Annotated in this window: 16 protein-coding genes; 8 read left to right on the top strand and 8 right to left on the bottom strand. The window is 71.6% G+C overall.

The features are described from left to right. Positions 1 to 69 precede the first annotated feature (69 nt). From ACQP26_RS19180 to ACQP26_RS19170, 3 genes are read right to left on the bottom strand one after another with little or no spacing between them, the layout of a single operon-like run. Positions 70 to 1,551, bottom strand: coding sequence for an FAD-dependent monooxygenase (locus tag ACQP26_RS19180; protein WP_433493574.1), 1,482 nt, complete (start codon positions 1,549 to 1,551; stop codon positions 70 to 72). Next, positions 1,548 to 3,029, bottom strand: a complete 1,482-nt coding sequence (locus ACQP26_RS19175) for an FAD-dependent monooxygenase (RefSeq protein ID WP_433493573.1) — start codon at positions 3,027 to 3,029, stop codon at positions 1,548 to 1,550. The genes ACQP26_RS19180 and ACQP26_RS19175 overlap by 4 nt, the downstream gene beginning before the upstream one ends. Next, the gene (locus ACQP26_RS19170; RefSeq protein ID WP_281577417.1) at positions 3,019 to 3,219 is read right to left on the bottom strand and encodes a hypothetical protein; all 201 of its coding nucleotides are present in this window, start codon (positions 3,217 to 3,219) and stop codon (positions 3,019 to 3,021) included. Before ACQP26_RS19170 ends, ACQP26_RS19175 begins: the two co-directional genes overlap by 11 nt. A 26-nt stretch (positions 3,220 to 3,245) precedes the next feature. Between ACQP26_RS19170 and ACQP26_RS19165 the strand changes: the two genes are divergently transcribed. Both ACQP26_RS19165 and ACQP26_RS19160 read left to right on the top strand, forming a co-directional pair. Then, positions 3,246 to 3,974 carry an SDR family oxidoreductase gene (locus ACQP26_RS19165; RefSeq protein ID WP_281577418.1) on the top strand — a complete coding sequence of 243 codons (729 nt, stop codon included), beginning with the start codon at positions 3,246 to 3,248 and terminating at the stop codon, positions 3,972 to 3,974. Positions 3,975 to 4,024: 50 nt separating this feature from the next. Next, positions 4,025 to 4,894 (top strand): NmrA/HSCARG family protein, encoded by an 870-nt coding sequence (locus tag ACQP26_RS19160; protein ID WP_433493572.1) that lies wholly within the window; start codon positions 4,025 to 4,027, stop codon positions 4,892 to 4,894. 62 nt (positions 4,895 to 4,956) lie between these two features. On the opposite strand, the gene ACQP26_RS19155 is transcribed toward ACQP26_RS19160, so the two are convergent. The 3 genes from ACQP26_RS19155 to ACQP26_RS19145 all read right to left on the bottom strand — a co-directional run bounded on the left by ACQP26_RS19155 (position 4,957) and on the right by ACQP26_RS19145 (position 6,795). Further along, on the bottom strand, positions 4,957 to 5,574 hold the full coding sequence (locus tag ACQP26_RS19155; protein ID WP_269705335.1) for a mycothiol-dependent nitroreductase Rv2466c family protein: 618 nt from the start codon (positions 5,572 to 5,574) through the stop codon (positions 4,957 to 4,959). A 62-nt stretch (positions 5,575 to 5,636) separates the two neighbouring features. Next, a complete protein-coding gene (locus ACQP26_RS19150; protein ID WP_269705336.1) occupies positions 5,637 to 5,966 on the bottom strand; it encodes a TcmI family type II polyketide cyclase in 330 nt (109 codons plus the stop codon). Between the two features lie 43 nt (positions 5,967 to 6,009). Next, positions 6,010 to 6,795 (bottom strand): SDR family NAD(P)-dependent oxidoreductase, encoded by a 786-nt coding sequence (locus ACQP26_RS19145; RefSeq protein WP_269705338.1) that lies wholly within the window; start codon positions 6,793 to 6,795, stop codon positions 6,010 to 6,012. Positions 6,796 to 6,990: 195 nt separating this feature from the next. On the opposite strand from ACQP26_RS19145, the gene ACQP26_RS19140 reads away from it, so the two are divergent. Genes ACQP26_RS19140 through ACQP26_RS19115 form a run of 6 tightly spaced genes read left to right on the top strand, consistent with a single transcriptional unit; the run spans position 6,991 to position 14,278 of the window. Beyond that, positions 6,991 to 8,028, top strand: coding sequence for a methyltransferase (locus ACQP26_RS19140; RefSeq protein ID WP_433493571.1), 1,038 nt, complete (start codon positions 6,991 to 6,993; stop codon positions 8,026 to 8,028). Between the two features lie 54 nt (positions 8,029 to 8,082). Next, positions 8,083 to 9,594, top strand: a complete 1,512-nt coding sequence (locus tag ACQP26_RS19135; RefSeq protein ID WP_269705340.1) for an FAD-dependent monooxygenase — start codon at positions 8,083 to 8,085, stop codon at positions 9,592 to 9,594. Between the two features lie 26 nt (positions 9,595 to 9,620). Further along, on the top strand, positions 9,621 to 10,580 hold the full coding sequence (locus ACQP26_RS19130) for an aromatase/cyclase (protein WP_433493570.1): 960 nt from the start codon (positions 9,621 to 9,623) through the stop codon (positions 10,578 to 10,580). After that, positions 10,577 to 12,013 carry an FAD-dependent monooxygenase gene (locus tag ACQP26_RS19125; protein WP_433493569.1) on the top strand — a complete coding sequence of 479 codons (1,437 nt, stop codon included), beginning with the start codon at positions 10,577 to 10,579 and terminating at the stop codon, positions 12,011 to 12,013. The genes ACQP26_RS19130 and ACQP26_RS19125 overlap by 4 nt, the downstream gene beginning before the upstream one ends. Beyond that, the gene (locus ACQP26_RS19120; protein ID WP_433493568.1) at positions 12,000 to 13,478 is read left to right on the top strand and encodes an FAD-dependent monooxygenase; all 1,479 of its coding nucleotides are present in this window, start codon (positions 12,000 to 12,002) and stop codon (positions 13,476 to 13,478) included. Before ACQP26_RS19125 ends, ACQP26_RS19120 begins: the two co-directional genes overlap by 14 nt. Before the next feature lie 56 nt (positions 13,479 to 13,534). Further along, the gene (locus tag ACQP26_RS19115; protein WP_433493567.1) at positions 13,535 to 14,278 is read left to right on the top strand and encodes an antibiotic biosynthesis monooxygenase family protein; all 744 of its coding nucleotides are present in this window, start codon (positions 13,535 to 13,537) and stop codon (positions 14,276 to 14,278) included. 68 nt (positions 14,279 to 14,346) lie between these two features. Here ACQP26_RS19115 and ACQP26_RS19110 read toward each other — a convergent pair whose 3' ends face one another. Then, positions 14,347 to 16,236: a hypothetical protein gene (locus ACQP26_RS19110; RefSeq protein ID WP_433493566.1), complete on the bottom strand. Its 1,890-nt coding sequence runs from the start codon at positions 16,234 to 16,236 to the stop codon at positions 14,347 to 14,349. Continuing rightward, entirely contained in the window at positions 16,211 to 16,567 is a 357-nt protein-coding gene (locus ACQP26_RS19105; RefSeq protein ID WP_269705346.1) for a 4Fe-4S dicluster-binding protein, read from the bottom strand. The genes ACQP26_RS19110 and ACQP26_RS19105 overlap by 26 nt, the downstream gene beginning before the upstream one ends. Between the last annotated feature and the right edge of the window lie 61 nt (positions 16,568 to 16,628).

The raw sequence follows: 16,628 nt of genomic DNA, 5'->3' as shown, positions 1-16,628 counted from the left end.
CCTCTGTTGCGGTTTGCGACGAGGTTGGCAGAGGGATCTTTAGCCGCAGTCGAGACGGGGTGGACAGGGCTAGCCGTCGGCCGGTCGTACCCCGGTGCTGGTGAGGGCGCTGCCGAACCAGTGGGTGAGGGTGTCGGTGAGGGTGTCGGTGCTGCCGGGTGAGGTCCAGGCGACGTAGCCGTCGGGTCGGATGAGGACGGTGTCGAGTGGGGTGTCGGGTTGGTGGGTCCAGGTTCCGGTGACGGTGTCGACGCGGTCGTGCCAGTGGTAGGTGGGTGGTGTGGTGGTGTCGGTGGTGACGAGGACGGCGCGGGCGGGGTGGAGGAGGTCGGCGATGCGGGTGTGGGTGCCGTCGGGCAGGGTGAGTTGGTGATCGGGTGGCATGCGTCGGCCGAGCAGGGGGTGGTCGCCGGGGCCGGTGTCGTAGCGGATGCCCAGCCCGCTGAGCATCCCGGCGAGATGTCCGGCTGAGTCGCGGTAGGTGGCCAGCTCGGCGAGCACACCGCGGACCGGGTCCATCTCCTCGCCGGTGAGCCGCAGCTCGATGGCGGCCCGGGCGTTGCGGGCCAGCTGCCGCCCGATCGGGAGGCGCTCGGTCTGGTAGGTGTCGAGCAGGCCGTCCGGCGCCCAGCCCCGTACCGCCGCCGCCAGCTTCCAACCGAGGTTCACCGCGTCCTGGACGCCCACGCTCAAACCCTGCGCCATTGCCGGTGGCTGCACGTGAGCGGCGTCGCCGGCCAGGAACACCCGGCCACGCCGGTACTCCGCGGCGACGCGCGAGGCGTCGGTGAAGCAGCTGATCCAGCGACACCGTCCGTGGTGGATGGACTCACCGGTGAGCCGCTGCCACGCGTCGGCGAGTTCCCGGTAGCTCAGCGAGTCGCGGTCCTTCGGGCGCATGCCCCGCTCGTGCACGACGACGCGGGTGACACCGTTCTCCAGGTCCATCGCCATCACCATGCTGCCGCCGGGCAGGTTCTCGCCGATGCGCCGGCGGCGGGTGTCGATCCCGGTGACGTCGGCGGTGTAGAACCCGCGGGTGGGTTCCGGGCCGGTGAAGTCGATGCCGGCGAACCGGCGGACGGCGCTGCGTCCGCCGTCGCAGCCCACCAGGTACCGAGCGGCGTCCCGGCCGCTGCCCTCCGGACCGTCGAAGGTGACGACGACGCCGTCCGCGCTCTCCTCGAAGCCCGTGACCTCGTATCCACGGCGCACCGGCACCCCGAGTTCGGCCACCCAGCCTTCCAGCATCCGCTCGGTGCGGAACTGGGAGATTCCCCGGAAGCCGGCGTGATTCTCCGGCAGCAGGCCGAGGTCGAGGGGCACGCCACCGAAGTGGCTGTCCGCCGGCTCCGTCGCGCCCAGCCTGCCCAGCAGCCCACGCTGGTCGAAGCACTCGGCCGTACGCCGGGTGAAGCTGGCGCCGCGCGACTCCGTCGGCCGCTCGGGCAGCTTCTCGTAGACGACGACATCGGCTCCGCCGAGGCGCAGTTCGCCGGCCATCATCAGGCCGACGGGGCCGGCCCCGACCACGATCACGTCCCGGGTCATCGCGCTGCTCCGATCCGGCCGGCGTCGACGCTGCCGAACCAGTGGGTGAGGGTGTCGGTGAGGGTGTCGGTGCTGCCGGGTGAGGTCCAGGCGACGTAGCCGTCGGGTCGGATGAGGACGGTGTCGAGTGGGGTGTCGGGTTGGTGGGTCCAGGTTCCGGTGACGGTGTCGACGCGGTCGTGCCAGTGGTGGGTGGGTGGTGTGGTGGTGTCGGTGGTGACGAGGACGGCGCGGGCGGGGTGGAGGAGGTCGGCGATGCGGGTGTGGGTGCCGTCGGGCAGGGTGAGTTGGTGATCGGGTGGCATGCGTCGGCCGAGCAGGGGGTGGTCGCCGGGGCCGGTGTCGTAGCGGATGCCCAGCCCGCTGCCCAGACCGATGAGGTGCTCCGCCGCCGCCTTCGCGGTGGCCAGGTCGGACAGCACGCGACGCAGGGGTTCCACGCCGTCGTCGCCGAGGTACAGCATCGACGCGGCCTTGGCGTTGCTGATCAGCTGCCGTCCGATCGGGTGGCGTTCGGCCTGGTAGGTGTCGAGCAGGCCGTCCGGCGCCCAGCCCCGTACCGCCGCCGCCAGCTTCCAGCCCAGGTTCACCGCGTCCAGCAGGCCGGCGCTGAGCCCCCAGGCGGCAAGCGGTGGCATCTCGTGCGCGGCGTCGCCGGCGAGGAAGATCCGGCCGCGCCGGTACTCGTCGGCCACCGCTGAGGCGTTGCCGCTGGCCCACAACCACGGTGCCGCGCCGTGGTGGATGGATTCGCCGGTGAGCCGCTGCCACGCGTCGGCGACCTCGGTGAACGTCAGTGCCGCCGGATCGGGGTGCGGGCGCAGCGCCCGGTCGTGGATCACGATGCGGTAGCGGCCCTGGCCGACCGGAGTGCACACCACCATGTTGCCGCCGGGAAGGCGTTCACCGATCGGTCGCGGCCGCAGCGCCACCCCGGTGACCTCCGCGGTGTACATGCCCCGGGTGGCCGGCGTCGCGTCGGCCCCGATACCGGCCAGCGCACGGACGGTGCTTCCCGCGCCGTCGCACCCGACCAGGTAGGCGGCGGTCTCCTCGACGCGTCCCGCGGGCTCGTCGAAGGTCGCCACGACCCCGTGCTCCGTCTGCCGCAGGCCGACCAGCTCGTGGCGCCGGCGGACCGGTACGCCGAGTTCGTTCAGCCACCCCGCCAGCATCTCCTCGGTCCGGGACTGAGGCAGGCCCAGCACACCACTGTGGTCGTCGTCGAGCATGTCGAGAGCGATCCGCACGCCCCCGAAGTGGCCCATCGGGCCCCACCGGAAGGCGCCGAGCCGGGGGAGCAGACCGCGTTGGTCCAGCGACTCGGCGGCGCGCCTGTTGAAGCCGAGCGCGCGGGACTCACCGGTGGGCGCGGCGAGCCGGTCGTAGACGCGGACTCTCGCCCCACCCAGGTGCAGTTCGCCGGCGAGCATCAGGCCGACCGGGCCCGCGCCCACCACGATCACATCAGTTTGCATTGTTTCGGACCTCCACGCGCCGCGGCCAGAGAATCGCGACGCCAAAGTACACATCATTGCCGCGCGGCTCAACGTCGAACCATCGAAACGCGCTCAATTGTTCGACCGTGCATTCCTCCTGGTTGAACCGGTGGCCGCGCAGAGCAATTTCAGAGATGCCGGATGTCGTGCTGCCGATCAGGATGGACACAAAAGCACGAGGGAAGGATTCCAGACGTGCCGGTCGGCAGAATCGCGCTCATCACGGGCGCGAACAAGGGCATCGGGTACGAGATCGCACGCCAGCTGGGGGAGCGGGGATACGTCGTCCTCGTCGGAGCCCGGGACGAGGTCCGCGGCAAGCAGGCGGTCGAGTCGCTCTCGGCCCGGGGCGTCGACGCCGTCCGGCTGCGGATCGACGTGACGGACGAGACCTCCGTCGTCGACGCCGCGGCCGAGATCGAGCGGCGCTACGGCCGCCTGGACGTGCTGGTGAACAACGCCGGGATCGCCGGCGGCTCCACCGGTGCCCCCAGCACGGTGAGCGCGGCCGATCTCCGTCAGGTGTACGAGACGAACGTCCTCGGTGTCGTGTCGGTGACGAACGCGATGCTCCCGCTGCTGCGCCGCGCCGAGGCCGCGCGAATCGTCAACATGTCCAGCCACCTGGGCTCCCTCACCCTGAACTCGGCACCGGACTCGCCGTTCGCCGGCCTCAACATGGTCGCGTACCAGTCGTCGAAGACCGCGCTGAACGCCGTCACTGTCGCGTACGCCAAGGAGCTGCGGGACACGCCGATCAAGGTGAACGCGGCGAGCCCCGGAGTGGTGGCGACGGACCTCAACCACCACCGCGGAAACCGGACTCCGGCTCAGGGGGCGGCGATCGCGGTCCGGCTGGCGACGCTCGACGACACGGGACCGTCGGGCGCCTGCCTGGCGGAGGAAGGCGTCGTTCCCTGGTGACAGGCCCGGGGCGACGGATCGACGACTTGACGACAAGGGGGACAGGGATCGTGGCGGTAGATGGGCCGATTCTGGTGCTGGGCGGTACCGGCCGGCAGGGTGGTGCGACCGCTCGCGAGCTGCTGAGGCGAGGGCGGGTGGTGCACGCCCTGGTCCGCGACCCGCAGGCTCCCGCGGCGCGGGCGCTGGCCGACGCGGGCGCCGTGCTGGTGCGCGGCGACTTCGACGACGAGGCCTCGTTGCGGGCGGCGATGACCGGCGTGCACGGGGTGTTCAGCGTCCAGACGTTCCGGACGCCCGGCGGGGTGGCCACCGAGGAGCGGCAGGGCAAGGCGGTGGCCGACGCGGCCGCCCGGACCGGCGTGGGGCACCTCGTCTACAGCTCCGTCGGCGGCGCGGAACGGTCCAGCGGTGTCGACCACTTCGAGAGCAAGTGGCACGTCGAGCAACACATCCAGAAGCTCGGTGTCCCGGCGACCGTCCTGCGGCCGACGATGTTCCACGAGGTCTTCCTGGACACCGGTCCCCGCCTCGTGGACGGCCGGCTGGTCCTCGGCCTGTGGCTGCGGCCCGACGTCCCGCTGCAGCTCATCGCGACCAGCGACATCGCCGGGTTCGCCGCGGACGCCTTCGAGGATCCGGACACCTGGCTGGGCCGGCAGGTGGAGATCGCCGGTGACGAACTCACCGGGCCGCAGATGGCCGAGGCGTTTGCGCGCGTGGCGGGCATTCCGGCGCGCTACCAGGAGCTGCCCATCGACCAGCTCCGAGCCGTTCGCCCGGACCTGGCGGCCATGTTCGACTTCTTCAACGACAGGGGCTACCGCGCCGACCTGCCGGCACTCCGCCGCATCCGGAAGGACCTGGTCAGCCTGGAGGACTTCCTGCGTACCAGCTGGACCGCCCCTGTGGCGGCCTGACCAGCCGACGCGACAAATGTGCCCGCCCTCCCGATCCGGGGAGGGCGGGCACATCGCGCGGATCAGGTGACGACCGGGCCGCTGGTGCGGCTGCGCTTGAGCTCGAAAAACCCGTCGGTCCGGGCCAGCGCGAGCACGCCGTCCCAGAGCCGGAGCGCGGCGTCGCCACGCGGGACCGGTGACACCACCGGGCCGAAGAACGCGACGTCCCCCACCGCGATGACCGGTGTGCCCACGTCGGTGCCGACCCGGCTGATGCCGTCGTCGTGCGAGGCTCGAACGGCCTCGTCGAACTCGTCGGACCCGGCCGCCGCGGCCACCCCCGGATCCATGCCGGCGGCGACCAGCGCCGCCTCGTAGGTGGCCCGGTCCCGGGACGCCCGGTCGACGTGGAACCGGGTACCCAGTTCGGTGTAGAGCCGTCCCAGCGACTCCGGCCCGTACCGCTGCTCGGCGGCGACGCAGACCCGCACCGCCTCCAGCGAGGACCGCAGACCCGTCCGGTACCGCTCGGGCAGGTCGTCGCGCCCCTCGTTGAGCACCGCCAGACTCATGACGTGCCAGCACGGCCTGACCGGACGGTGTTCGGCGACTTCGAGAATCCACCGAGAGGTGATCCACGCCCATGGACACGTCGGGTCGAACCAGAAGTCCACAGTGGTACCGACACCGTCCGGCATCGCCGGCCTCCTCGCAGTGCTTGTGATCGGAACTCGTACGACTCGCGAGTGCGGCCGGCGGATCAGCCGAGCGGCTCCCAGTGGTAGAAGCGGGTGGCCATGGCGTCCGCGGGGGAGCGCCAGGTCGCCGGGTCGTACGGCTCGATGAACGGCTTCAGGTCCTCGCTGATCCTGATGAACCGGGGGTCGGTGCGGGCCTCGATGATCCGCTCGCCGCCGTACTCGCCGTCGAAGTCCTGCAGGTGGAAGTACAACCCTCGATAGCTGAAGAGCTCCCGACGCCGGGTGCCCATGCGCTGCGGCATGTCGGTCCGGTCGAACGCGCCGAACAGTTCGGCCACCTCGGTCGACGACTGCGGTTGCATCCGACCGACGATCAGGGTGCTGTGCATGTCAAGCTCACCGCCTTCGTTGCGGGATCGGGGGTGGACGCGATCAGTAGTTCCCGAGGCCGCCGCAGACGTTCATCGCCTGCGCGGTCACCGGGGCGGCGGCATCACTGACCAGATACCCGACGAGGCCGGCGACCTCCTCGGGGGTGGAGTACCGGCCGAGGGGGATCTTCGCCTCGAACCGCTCGAGGATCGCCGCCTCGGTCGTCTCGAAGTGCGCGGCGTAGCCCTGCCGTACCCGCTGGGCCATGGGCGTCTCGACGTAGCCGGGACAGACGGCGTTCACCGTGACCCCGGTCTTCGCCAGTTCCAGTCCCAGCGCCTTCGTGAAGCCGACGACACCGTGCTTGGACGCGGAGTACGGGGCGCCCAGCACCACACCCTGCTTGCCGCCGGTCGACGCGATGTTGATGATCCGTCCCCAGCCGCGGTCGAGCGACCCGCCCGACCGGAGCACCTCCCGGGTCACCCGGAAGACGCCGTTCAGGTTGGTCTCGATGACGTCGTACCAGAGTTCGTCACTGATGTCGCTGGTCACCCCGCCGCCGCTGCGGCCGGCGCTGTTGACCAGGACGTCGACACGCCCGTACCTGCGCACGGCGGCAGCCACCAGCTGTTCGACGTCCTCACCGCGCCGGACGTCGGCGGTCACGCCGTCGGCGTCGTGACCGGCCGCGCGTAGCTTGCCGACCGTCTCCTCGACGGATTCGGGGTTCCGCGCACAGACGAAGACCTTGAGGCCGTCACGGGCGAGTCTCTCCGCCACCGCAAGGCCGATTCCGCTGGTTCCACCGGTGATCAGCGCAACTCGCTGTCCGTTGTCCGTCATTCGACCCGCCCCTCACCAATATCGTGTCGCGGCAGTATCTCAGCAATTTCAGAAATCTCACTCGAGCCTCGGTGGAACCATTTGTTTCAACCGCTCCGGCTCTCCAGTTGAACGACCTCGGCGGAGCTTGCGATCGGAAAAGGCACCGATCTATCGTCTGGCAACCCCGCAATTTCCCATTCCTGGAGGAGAATCATGTCCGCATTGCCTACCGTGCCCGCAGTGCGGGACAACTCGGCGGCCTACGCGCTGCTCGATCTGATCCAGGGTTCGGTGATCACCCAGGCGATCTCCGTGGCGGCCAAGCTCGGCGTCGCCGACGTTCTCGCCGACGGGCCCCTGCCGGCCGAGGAGATCGCCAAGCGCGTCGGATCCGACAGCGAGGCGACGTACCGGCTGCTGAGGACTCTCTCCGGTTGCTCGGTGTTCGCGCTTCGGGCCGACGGCCGGTTCGAGGTCACGCCGATGGGTGACGCGCTGCGCGAGGGCGCCCCGGACTCGATGCGCGGCATCGCCATGCTGATGGGGCACCCGCTGCTCTGGGAGGAGTGGGCGCACCTCATCGAGTCGGTCCGCACCGGCGAGGCCAACATGCCCAAGCTGCGCGGCATGGGCGCCTACGAGTTCCTCATGTCGAACCCCGGGTACGCCGCCGAGTTCTTCCAGGGCATGGGCAGCATGTCCGACTCGGAGACCGACCCGGTCCTCGCGGCGTACGACTTCTCGAGCTTCGGCACCATCGTGGACGTCGTCGGCGGGCGCGGCCGGCTCCTGGCCGGCATCCTCGCCGGGGCCACCAAGGCCCGGGGCATCCTGTACGACAACGAGGTCGCGACCGCTGACGCGCCGGCGACGCTCGAGGCCGCAGGCGTCGCCGACCGGGTCACGATCGAGAACGGTTCCCACTTCGACAAGCTGCCGGCCGGGGCCGACGCCTACGTGCTCAAGCACATCCTGCACGACTTCCCGGAGCAGGCATGCCTGCAGCTGCTGCAGAACGTCCGGGAGGCGATCGCTCCCGGCGGCCGGATGCTCGTGATCGAGTACGTGCTCGAGGAGAACAACAAGCGCCACATCGGAAACATCATCGACCTGTGGCTGCTGCTCCTCCTCGGCGCGAAGGAGCGCACCCTGCCGCAGTACACCGAGCTCTTCGCCAAGGCGGGCATGAAGGTCACCAGGGTGATCCCCACCGCCTCGCCGGTCTCGATCATCGAAGCCACTCCCGCCTGAGCCGCGGCGCGTACCCCCCGGCTGCGGGACTCCCACGAGAAGCGAGGTCAGATCATGGATACGGATGTCATCGTCATCGGTGCTGGTCCCACGGGACTGATGCTCGCTGCCGAACTTCGCCTCGGTGGCGCGGAGGTCACCGTCTTCGAACGGCGGAGCGAGCGGAGCTGGGAGTCACGCGGCATCGGCTTCACGGCGCGCGCGGCGGAGGTGTTCCAGCAGCGCGGCCTCCTCGAGAGGCTGGAGAACACCGAGATCACCCGGCAGGGGCACTTCGGCGGCATCCCGCTCGACTTCGGGGTGCTCGAGGACTCGCACTTCGGCGTGCGCGGCGCACCCCAGTTCGTGGTGGAGGAAATGCTGGAGAAGCGGGCGCTGGAGCTCGGTGTGACTCTGCACCGCGGGCACGAGCTCACCGACCTGGCCGATTCGGGAGACGGCGTCACGGTGACCGTGCAGGGTCCCGACGGCCGTGCCGAGTACTCGGCCCGGTACCTCGTCGGGTGTGACGGCGGCCGGAGCACGGTGCGGAAGCTGGCCGCCTTCGACTTCCCGGGCCGGGACGCGACGTGCGAGATGTACCTGGCGGACGTCACCGGCTGCGACATCCGGCCCCGGATGATCGGCGAACTGCTCCCGAACGGCATGGTCATGGCGGGCCCGCTCGGCGAGGGCTACTTCCGCATCATCGTCTGCGAGACCGGTACGCCGCCGGACCGCAACCGCCAGGTCACCTTCGCCGACGTGGCGGACGCCTGGCAGCGGCTGACCGGAGACTCCATCCACGGCGGCGAGGCGCGATGGGTCAGCCGCTTCACCGACGCCACGCGGCAGGTCACCGAGTACCGGCGGGGCCGCGTCCTGCTGGCCGGCGACGCCGCGCATATCCACCTCCCCGCCGGCGGCCAGGGGATGAGCATCGGCCTGCAGGACGCGGTGAACCTCGGCTGGAAGCTCGCGGCGGCGGTCCGGGGGACGGGGGACGACGCCCTTCTCGACACGTATCACAGCGAGCGGCACCCGGTGGGCGCCCGGGTCCTGCGCAACACGCGGGCCCAGGGGACCCTGAACCTCAGCGGCAAGGCGACGGAGCCGCTGCGGGCCGTCGTGGCGGAGCTCATCGCGCTGCCCGTGGTGGCGCGACACCTGTCCGGCATGGTGAGCGGACTCGACATCCGGTACGACGTCGGCGCGGAGGGCCACCCGCTCCTCGGCGCGCGGATCCCGGACCGGGACGTGGACCTCGCGGACGGCGGCACCGACCGGATCGCGCGGCTGCTGCACACCGCGCGCGGCGTGCTGATCACCGCCGACGGCTCCGGGGAGACCAGCCGTCGCGCCGCGCCCTGGTCCGACCGGGTCGACGTGGTACGCGTCCGCAGCGTGCCGGTCGGGTCGCGCGAGGACGGGGCCGCGCCGGAATCGGTGCTGGTCCGCCCGGACGGGCACGTCGCCTGGGTCGCGCCGGACGGAGGCGACCTCGACGAGGCGCTGCGGCGCTGGTTCGGCGCGCCCCGGCCGGCCGGCGACACGGCGGACTCCCCGCAGCTCGCGTCCGCCCGATAGACGTCCCGTCGCCAGAGGAGGCAAACGTGACCACCGATACGGTCCACGAGACGGAGCACCTGATCGTCGTCGACGCTCCCGCCGAGCGGGTCTACGCCCTGATCGAGGATGTCGGCACCTGGCCGGAGGTGTTCCCGCCGACCGTGCACGCCGAGTGTCTCGAACGCGACGGCGACACCGAGCTGATCAGGATCTGGGCGACCGCCAACGGCGTCGCCAAGACGTGGACGTCCCGCCGCCGGCACGACCCCGGGCGCCTGAGCGTGTCGTTCCGGCAGGAGCGGTCGCAGCATCCGGTCGGCGGCATGGGCGGGGCGTGGGTGATCGAGCCGATCACCGACGCCAGGTGCCGGGTACGGCTGCTGCACGACTTCTTCCCGGCCAGCGACGAGCCCGCCGACCTCGAGTGGATCAAGCAGGCGGTGGACCGCAACAGCGCGTCGGAGCTGCAGGCGCTGAAGTCCAGCGCCGAGCCGGCGGAGCCGGGCCAGTGCTTCACCTTCGCCGACACCGTGACGGTCGAGGGCAGCGCCGAGGACGTCTACGACTTCCTCAACAACGCCCAGCTGTGGCCGCAGCGGCTCCCGCACGTCGCCCGGGTCTCGCTCGACGAGGATTCGCCGGGCCTCCAGGTGCTCGAGATGGACACCCGGACCAAGGACGGGTCGGTGCACACGACGCGCTCCGTCCGCGTGTGTGAACCCCACCGCAGCATCGTGTACAAGCAGACCGTCACGCCCGCACTGATGACGCTGCACACCGGCCGCTGGCTCATCGAGCCGCAGGGTGCCGGCCAGGTGGCGGTCACCTCGCGGCACACGGTCCGGATCAACACCGCGCGGATCACCGAGCTCCTGGGCCCGGAGGCCGATCTGGCCACGGCGCAGCAGCTGGTCCGCAACGCCCTCAGTGCCAACAGCCTGACGACCCTGCGGGCCGCGAAGGCGTACGCCGAGGGCGGCGGCGGCAGGCACCCGGTCCCGTGACCGTCTCCCCGGTCGTCGTCGTCGGTGCGGGCCCGGTCGGACTCATGCTGGCCTGCGAACTCGGACGGGCTCGCGTGCCGGTCGTCGTCGTGGAGCGTCTCGCCACGCCGATGACCGAGTCGCGGGCCAGCCAGCTCTCCACGTTGACCGCGGAGTTGCTGCACGAGCGCGGGTTCGACGAGCTGCTCGACGAGGCGGTGCACGAGCCGCGCGCGCACTTCGCGGGTCTCGCGTTCGACCTGTCGCAGCTGGACAGCGACTACCGGGGCGGCTGGAAGGTGCCCCAGTACCGGACCGAGGCCGTCCTCGGGCGGCAGGCCGAACGCCTCGGCGTGACAGTGCTGCGGGCGCAGGAGCTGATCGGGCTCACCGAGCGGCCGCACCACGTGGTGTGCCGGCTCCGGGGACCAGACGGTGATCGGACCGTCAGGGCCCGCTTCGTGGTCGGGTGCGACGGGGCGCACAGCACCGTACGCCGGCTGCACGGGTTCCCGGCGTCGGTCACGCCGGCGACGAAGGAGCTGCTGCGGGCGGACGTGACGGGTGTCCGGATCCGCGACCGCAGGTTCGAGCGGCTGGACGGCGGGTTCGCGGTGGCGGCGACCCGCGACGGCGTGACGCGGGTGATGGTGCACCCGCGCGGCCGGCCGGTGACCCGGCGCAGCGGTCCTCCCGATTTCGGCGAGGTGATCCGGGCCTGGCGGGACGTCACCGGCGAGGACCTGTCCGGCGGGACCGCCGTCTGGCTCGACGCGTTCGACAACTCCAGAGGCCAGGCCGACGCGTACCGGCGTGGCCGGGTCCTACTGGCCGGCGACGCCGCCCACTGGCACATGCCGATCGGCGGTCAGGCTCTCAACGTCGGGCTCCAGGACGCGGTCAACCTGGGCTGGAAGCTGGCCGCGACAGTGGACGGCCGGGCCGCTCCGGGGCTGCTGGACAGCTACCACGACGAGCGGCACCCCGTCGCGGCGCGCGTGCTCGACCACGTGGCGGCGCAGGAGATGTTGCTGCTGGGCGGCGCCGAGATCGATCCGCTGCGCGCGGTCCTCGCCGAACTCGTCGCACTCGGCCAGGTCCGCGCCCACCTGGCGGAGACGGCCGCCAACTTCGGCGACCGTTACGGCCCGCCGACATCGCCGCTGGTGGGGCGGCGGGTGGTGAACCTGCGGCTGCGCACGGACTCGGGACCGCTTCCGGTGGCGAACCCCGGGCCGGTCGTGGTCCGGCTCGCCCCCGGCCCGGACGCCGTCCGCCGCACTGTTCCCACGGTCCACGCACGTCCCGACAAGGGTTCCCTTCCGGGAACCACTGCCCTCCTCCTGCGGCCCGACGGCTACATCGCGTGGGCCGGCGACGACGAGGACGGCCTGAACCGGGCGATCGACAAGCTGCTACTCGCGGAAGGTAGGACGGACAATGCCAGAGTTTGACGCGGACGTCATCATCGTGGGGGCCGGCCCCACCGGGCTCATGCTCGCCGGGGAGCTTCGCCTGGCCGGCGTCGAGGCCCTCGTCCTGGACCGGCTCGCCGAGCCGACGAAGCAGTCCCGTGCGCTCGGCTTCTCGGCGCGCACCATCGAGGAGTTCGACCAGCGCGGGCTCCTGCCCCGCTTCGGCGAGCTGCAGACCATCCCCTTCGGTCACTTCGGCGGGCTCCCGCTGGACTACCGCGTCGTCGAGGGCGGCTCGTACGGCGCCCGGGGCAAGCCGCAGTCCCTCACCGAGGGCGTGCTGACCGGCTGGGCCGCCGAGCAGGGCGCCGCCGTCCTCCGGAGCCACGACGTGACAGGTGTGCGGGAGACCGACGACGGCGTCGAGCTGGACGTGGTCACCCCCGAGGGCCGCAAGCAGCTGCGTGCCCGCTACCTGGCCGGGTGCGACGGCGGCCGCAGCACCGTCCGCAAGCTGGTCGGCGTGGACTTCCCCGGCACCGACGCCACGATCGAGATGTGGTTCGCCGACGTGGCCGGCTGTGAACTGCGGCCCCGTTTCTCCGGCGAGCGGGTGCCGGGCGGGATGGTCATGGTGCTGCCGCTGGGCCCGGGGGTCAACCGCGTCGTCGTCTACGAGCGCGGCATGACCCGGCAGGGTGACGGCGCCCCGAGCTTCGCCGAGGTCGCCGCCGCGTGGAACCGGCTGACCGGCGAGGACATCAGCGGCGGGAAGCCGTTGTGGACGAGCTGGACGACCGACGCGAGCCGGCAGGCGGCGGAGTACCGGCGGGGACGCGTGTTCCTGCTCGGCGACGCCGCCCACATCCACCTGCCGGTGGGCGCGCAGGGGATGAGCGCGGGGGTCGGCGACGCCGTGAACCTCGGATGGAAGCTGGGCGCCGTGATCAACGGTCACGCCCCGGACGACCTGCTGGACACCTACCACGACGAGCGGCACCCGGTGGGCGCCCGGATCCTGACCAACACCCTCGCGCAGCGCATCCTGTACCTGGGTGGCGACGAGATGGACCCGATGCGGGCTGTCATGACGGAGCTGCTCGCGTACGAGGAGGTCCAGAAGCTGCTGGTGGGCATGGTCACCGGCCTGGACATCCGCTACGACGTCGGAGCGGGCAGCCACCCGCTGCTCGGCCGGCGGCTGCCGGACGTCGAGCTCAGCGGCGACTTCGGTCCTTCCGGCACGACGCGCGCGTTCGAACTCCTGCACTCCGGCCGGGCCGTCGTCCTGGACCTGGCCGACGACGCGAAGCTGCGCGCCGCGGCCGAGCCGTGGAAGGACCGGGTCGACGTGGTGACCCCGGCGTCGCGGCCGTCCGGCGCGCTGGCCGACGTCGACGCCGTGCTGGTCCGCCCGGACGGCTATGTCGCGTGGGTCCGTCCCGACGCGGCGGACGGCACCGAGCTGCCCGACGCCCTGGCCCGGTGGTTCGGCCGAGCCTAGCCCTCTCGCGGCGGGCGCCGCCGCGATCACGTCCATCAGAGGATGCGAGGAGAAGCATGCCCTTCATCGACCCCGAGAACGGCTACCTGACGGTCATCAACCTGTTCAAGACCGACACCCCGGAGCGTGTGCACCGGCTCGTCGGCGAGATGCGGGCGATCGTCGACGTCGCCGACTACCCCGGCTGGATCTCGAGCACCGTGCACCAGGGGCAGGAGCGGCCCGGCACCGCCAACTTCATCCAGTGGCGAGGCAACCAGGACCTGGAGTCGCGGTACGCCGGCGACGAGTTCAAGCACCGGACGGTTCCGGTGTTCCACGAGATCGCCACGTACATCCGGCTGATGCAGACGGAGGTCGAGCTGAGTCAGCGCCACCCGTCACTGGGTGACGTCACGGAGATCTCACCGGACCGCGACGACTACACGGTCATCGAGATCCTCGGGGTGGCGCCCGCCGACCAGAGTGAGCTGATCCGCGTCCAGGGCGCCATGCACGAGTGGCTGGTGGACGTGCCGGGATACCGCTCCCAGACCGTCCTGCGCGGCATCCGGTCGCGCGGCGTCGGCGGCACCGACGGGGGTCTGACGGCCGTGGGTCAGGAGAAGGACTTCGTGGTGGTCTACTCGCAGTGGGACGGCAAGGAGTCCTACGACGCGTTCCGCGCCCTGCCCTCGGCGGATCAGCCCGCCGCGCGCCGCGCGTCGCTGGACAAGCGGGACTCGCTGGCGACCTCCGCCGAGTGGAACACCTACCGCGTCGTGCACTCCCGGTCCGCGGCGCAGACCACGCCCGCCTGACCCGGTCCACACACCGCCGGCGGCCCCTGGCGTTCTCGCCAGGGGCCGCCGGCGGTGCGGCTGTCGTCCTATCGTGCGGTGATCGTCTCCCAGTGCCACCGGCTGTCGAACGCGGTGACGTCGAGGCCGGCGCCGTCGGCGACCAGCCGGGCGGCGCTGGTCGTCGCCCGGGCGATGAAGCCCGACGTGCGATGCGTGGCCAGCAGGTCCTGCTCGTCGAACGGCTTCCCTTCGCTGCGCAGCAGGCGCAGGTCGACGAAGCCGGTGAAGGTACGTCCCAGCACGACGACGGGCTGTGGACTGCGGATGCTGAAGCGCACCTTGGCGGCGACGTGGCCGTGATGGTGCTGATCGGAGTGGTAGGCGATGTCCGGCATCGTGGGCGGCACGAAGTAGTCCCGGTCCACCACCGCCGGCACCTTCGGCAGGTTGCCGACCAGGAAGTGCCACGAGTTGTACTGCATGCGCGCGGCGATGGACCACGCGGTGTCGGCCAGGTGGGCGGGGGAGTCCCCGAAGTACCGGCGGGCCTGCGGCGTGGGAACCACGCAGCAGAAGAAGTGCGGGATGTCCCACGCCGTGATCGTGGACCAGCTCTCCTCCCGTAGTGACGCGACGAGGCGGGTCAGCGAGCGCATGCCGCGGCTCATCGCGAAGTCGGCGTCGAACACCGTGGTCGCCGCGCACACCGTCTCGTACACCAGGGACTCCAGCCCCGTGCCGAAGTCGCCGTGCGGCTCGACCAGCCAGCCGGGTGACGCGTCGATGCCGGCACCGAGTTCCCCGAGTGTCGCTCCGGAGACGGGGAGCCGGTCACGCAGGCGGGCGCAGAGGTCCGCCTCGGCTCGTTCCACCCTGGCGGTGGCGGGTCCGGCGATCCGCTCGACCTTGTGCATCAACGGTCCGTGGATCTCCCGGTAGAGCTGAACCCGCCCGGCGATCTCGCGTCGGCGCCGCGCGACCGCCACCGCGAGCGCGTCGAGGGCCGCCACCCCGGCCGACGCGGCGGCCGGCACCGGGTCCCCGCCGGGGACCGCGTTGTACGCGACCCGCGTGCGTTCCAGGAGGTGGGCCACGTGGTCGAGCGTCAGCTGGGTGCCGTTGGCCTCCTCGATCCGGCCGTACCCGGCCGACCGGACCAGCAGCGTGAGGCAGACCACCATCAGGACATCGCTGTCCGACCACAGCTCGAGCGGTACGGCGACCAGGCTGCTCAACGCGCAGTCGGGGTGCCCGGGCCACAGCGTCTTGCCGGTCAGGGTGTTGTGGTCGCGGAAGTTGGTGTACTGCCGGTCGCCGCAGTAGAACACCACCGGCGCGGTCCGGCGGACCGCCTCGGTGAGCTCCTCCAGCACCTTCTCCCGGCCGTCCGGGCCGGCGTCGGCCAGCCAGCGGCGGCAGTCGGCGACCGAGTCGCGCAGGCGCTCGTCGGCTTCGGCGAGCCGCGTCCGGTAGTCCGCCAGGTCCTGCGCGGACCAGGGTACGCGCAGCACACCGCCGACGAGGTCGTCGGTACTGGTGAGCGGACCCCTCGACGGCACCCGGACGACCACCCGGCCGCCCGTGGTCAGCCCGACCTCGCCGAGGAAGGCAGCCTCGCTGCCACCGGCCGGCTGCGGCGCCACGCCGCCGCCGTCGTCGCGCCACGAGCGGCCGAACAGGATCCGCAGTGCGCACTCCTCCGCGGCGGGCAGGGCCCGGAGCTGGATGTCCGCCGGGACGTGCCCGTCGAGGGTGAGCAGCGTGTCCAGGGCCGCCGCCAGGTCCGGTTCGGTGGCCGCGCGCTGCCAGACCCGCTTCAGCAGACCGGGAAACCCGGCGTCCCCGGCGACCAGGTAGTCGGGCCGGGCCGCGGCTCCGGCCTGCCGCCCGAGCCGGCTGGGCCGGCGGCTCTGCCGTGCCTTGGCCAGAGCGGCTCTGCGGGAGAGCCCGCTATCGGGCTCGACCGGCAAGGTCATGCTGCCCCTCCGCGGTGAGGTCGATGTGGTTCCAGAGGCTGTCGTCGGTGGCCGTCCACTGCTCGTCCACATAGATGCAGTCGACCGGGCAGACCATCACGCACACCGGGCACCCGGAGCACAGCTCCGGGATGATCACGACGTCCAGCCCCCGGTCGAAGATCGCCCCGAACTCGGGCGGGCAGCTGCGCAGGCACGTGTCGCACGTGATGCACTCGGAAGCCTCGATGCGGCGTGGCGGCTTCTTCCAGTCCTCGTTCCTGGTCCGCTGGGCGATCCGGGCGGCGCGCGCGGCGTCCGCTCCGGCAGCGGTCTCCTTTGCCCACGGCATGTCCTGTCCTCACCTCGTCTTCCTGGTGTCACCCGGGCACGCCGGCGGCCGCCCGGTACGA

The sequence above is a fragment of the Micromonospora sp. CA-248089 genome (genome assembly GCF_050948515.1).
Classification (GTDB): Bacteria; Actinomycetota; Actinomycetes; order Mycobacteriales; family Micromonosporaceae; genus Micromonospora.
The sequence above is the reverse complement of the archived record's forward strand: the minus strand, read 5'-3'. Positions and strand labels throughout refer to the sequence as shown.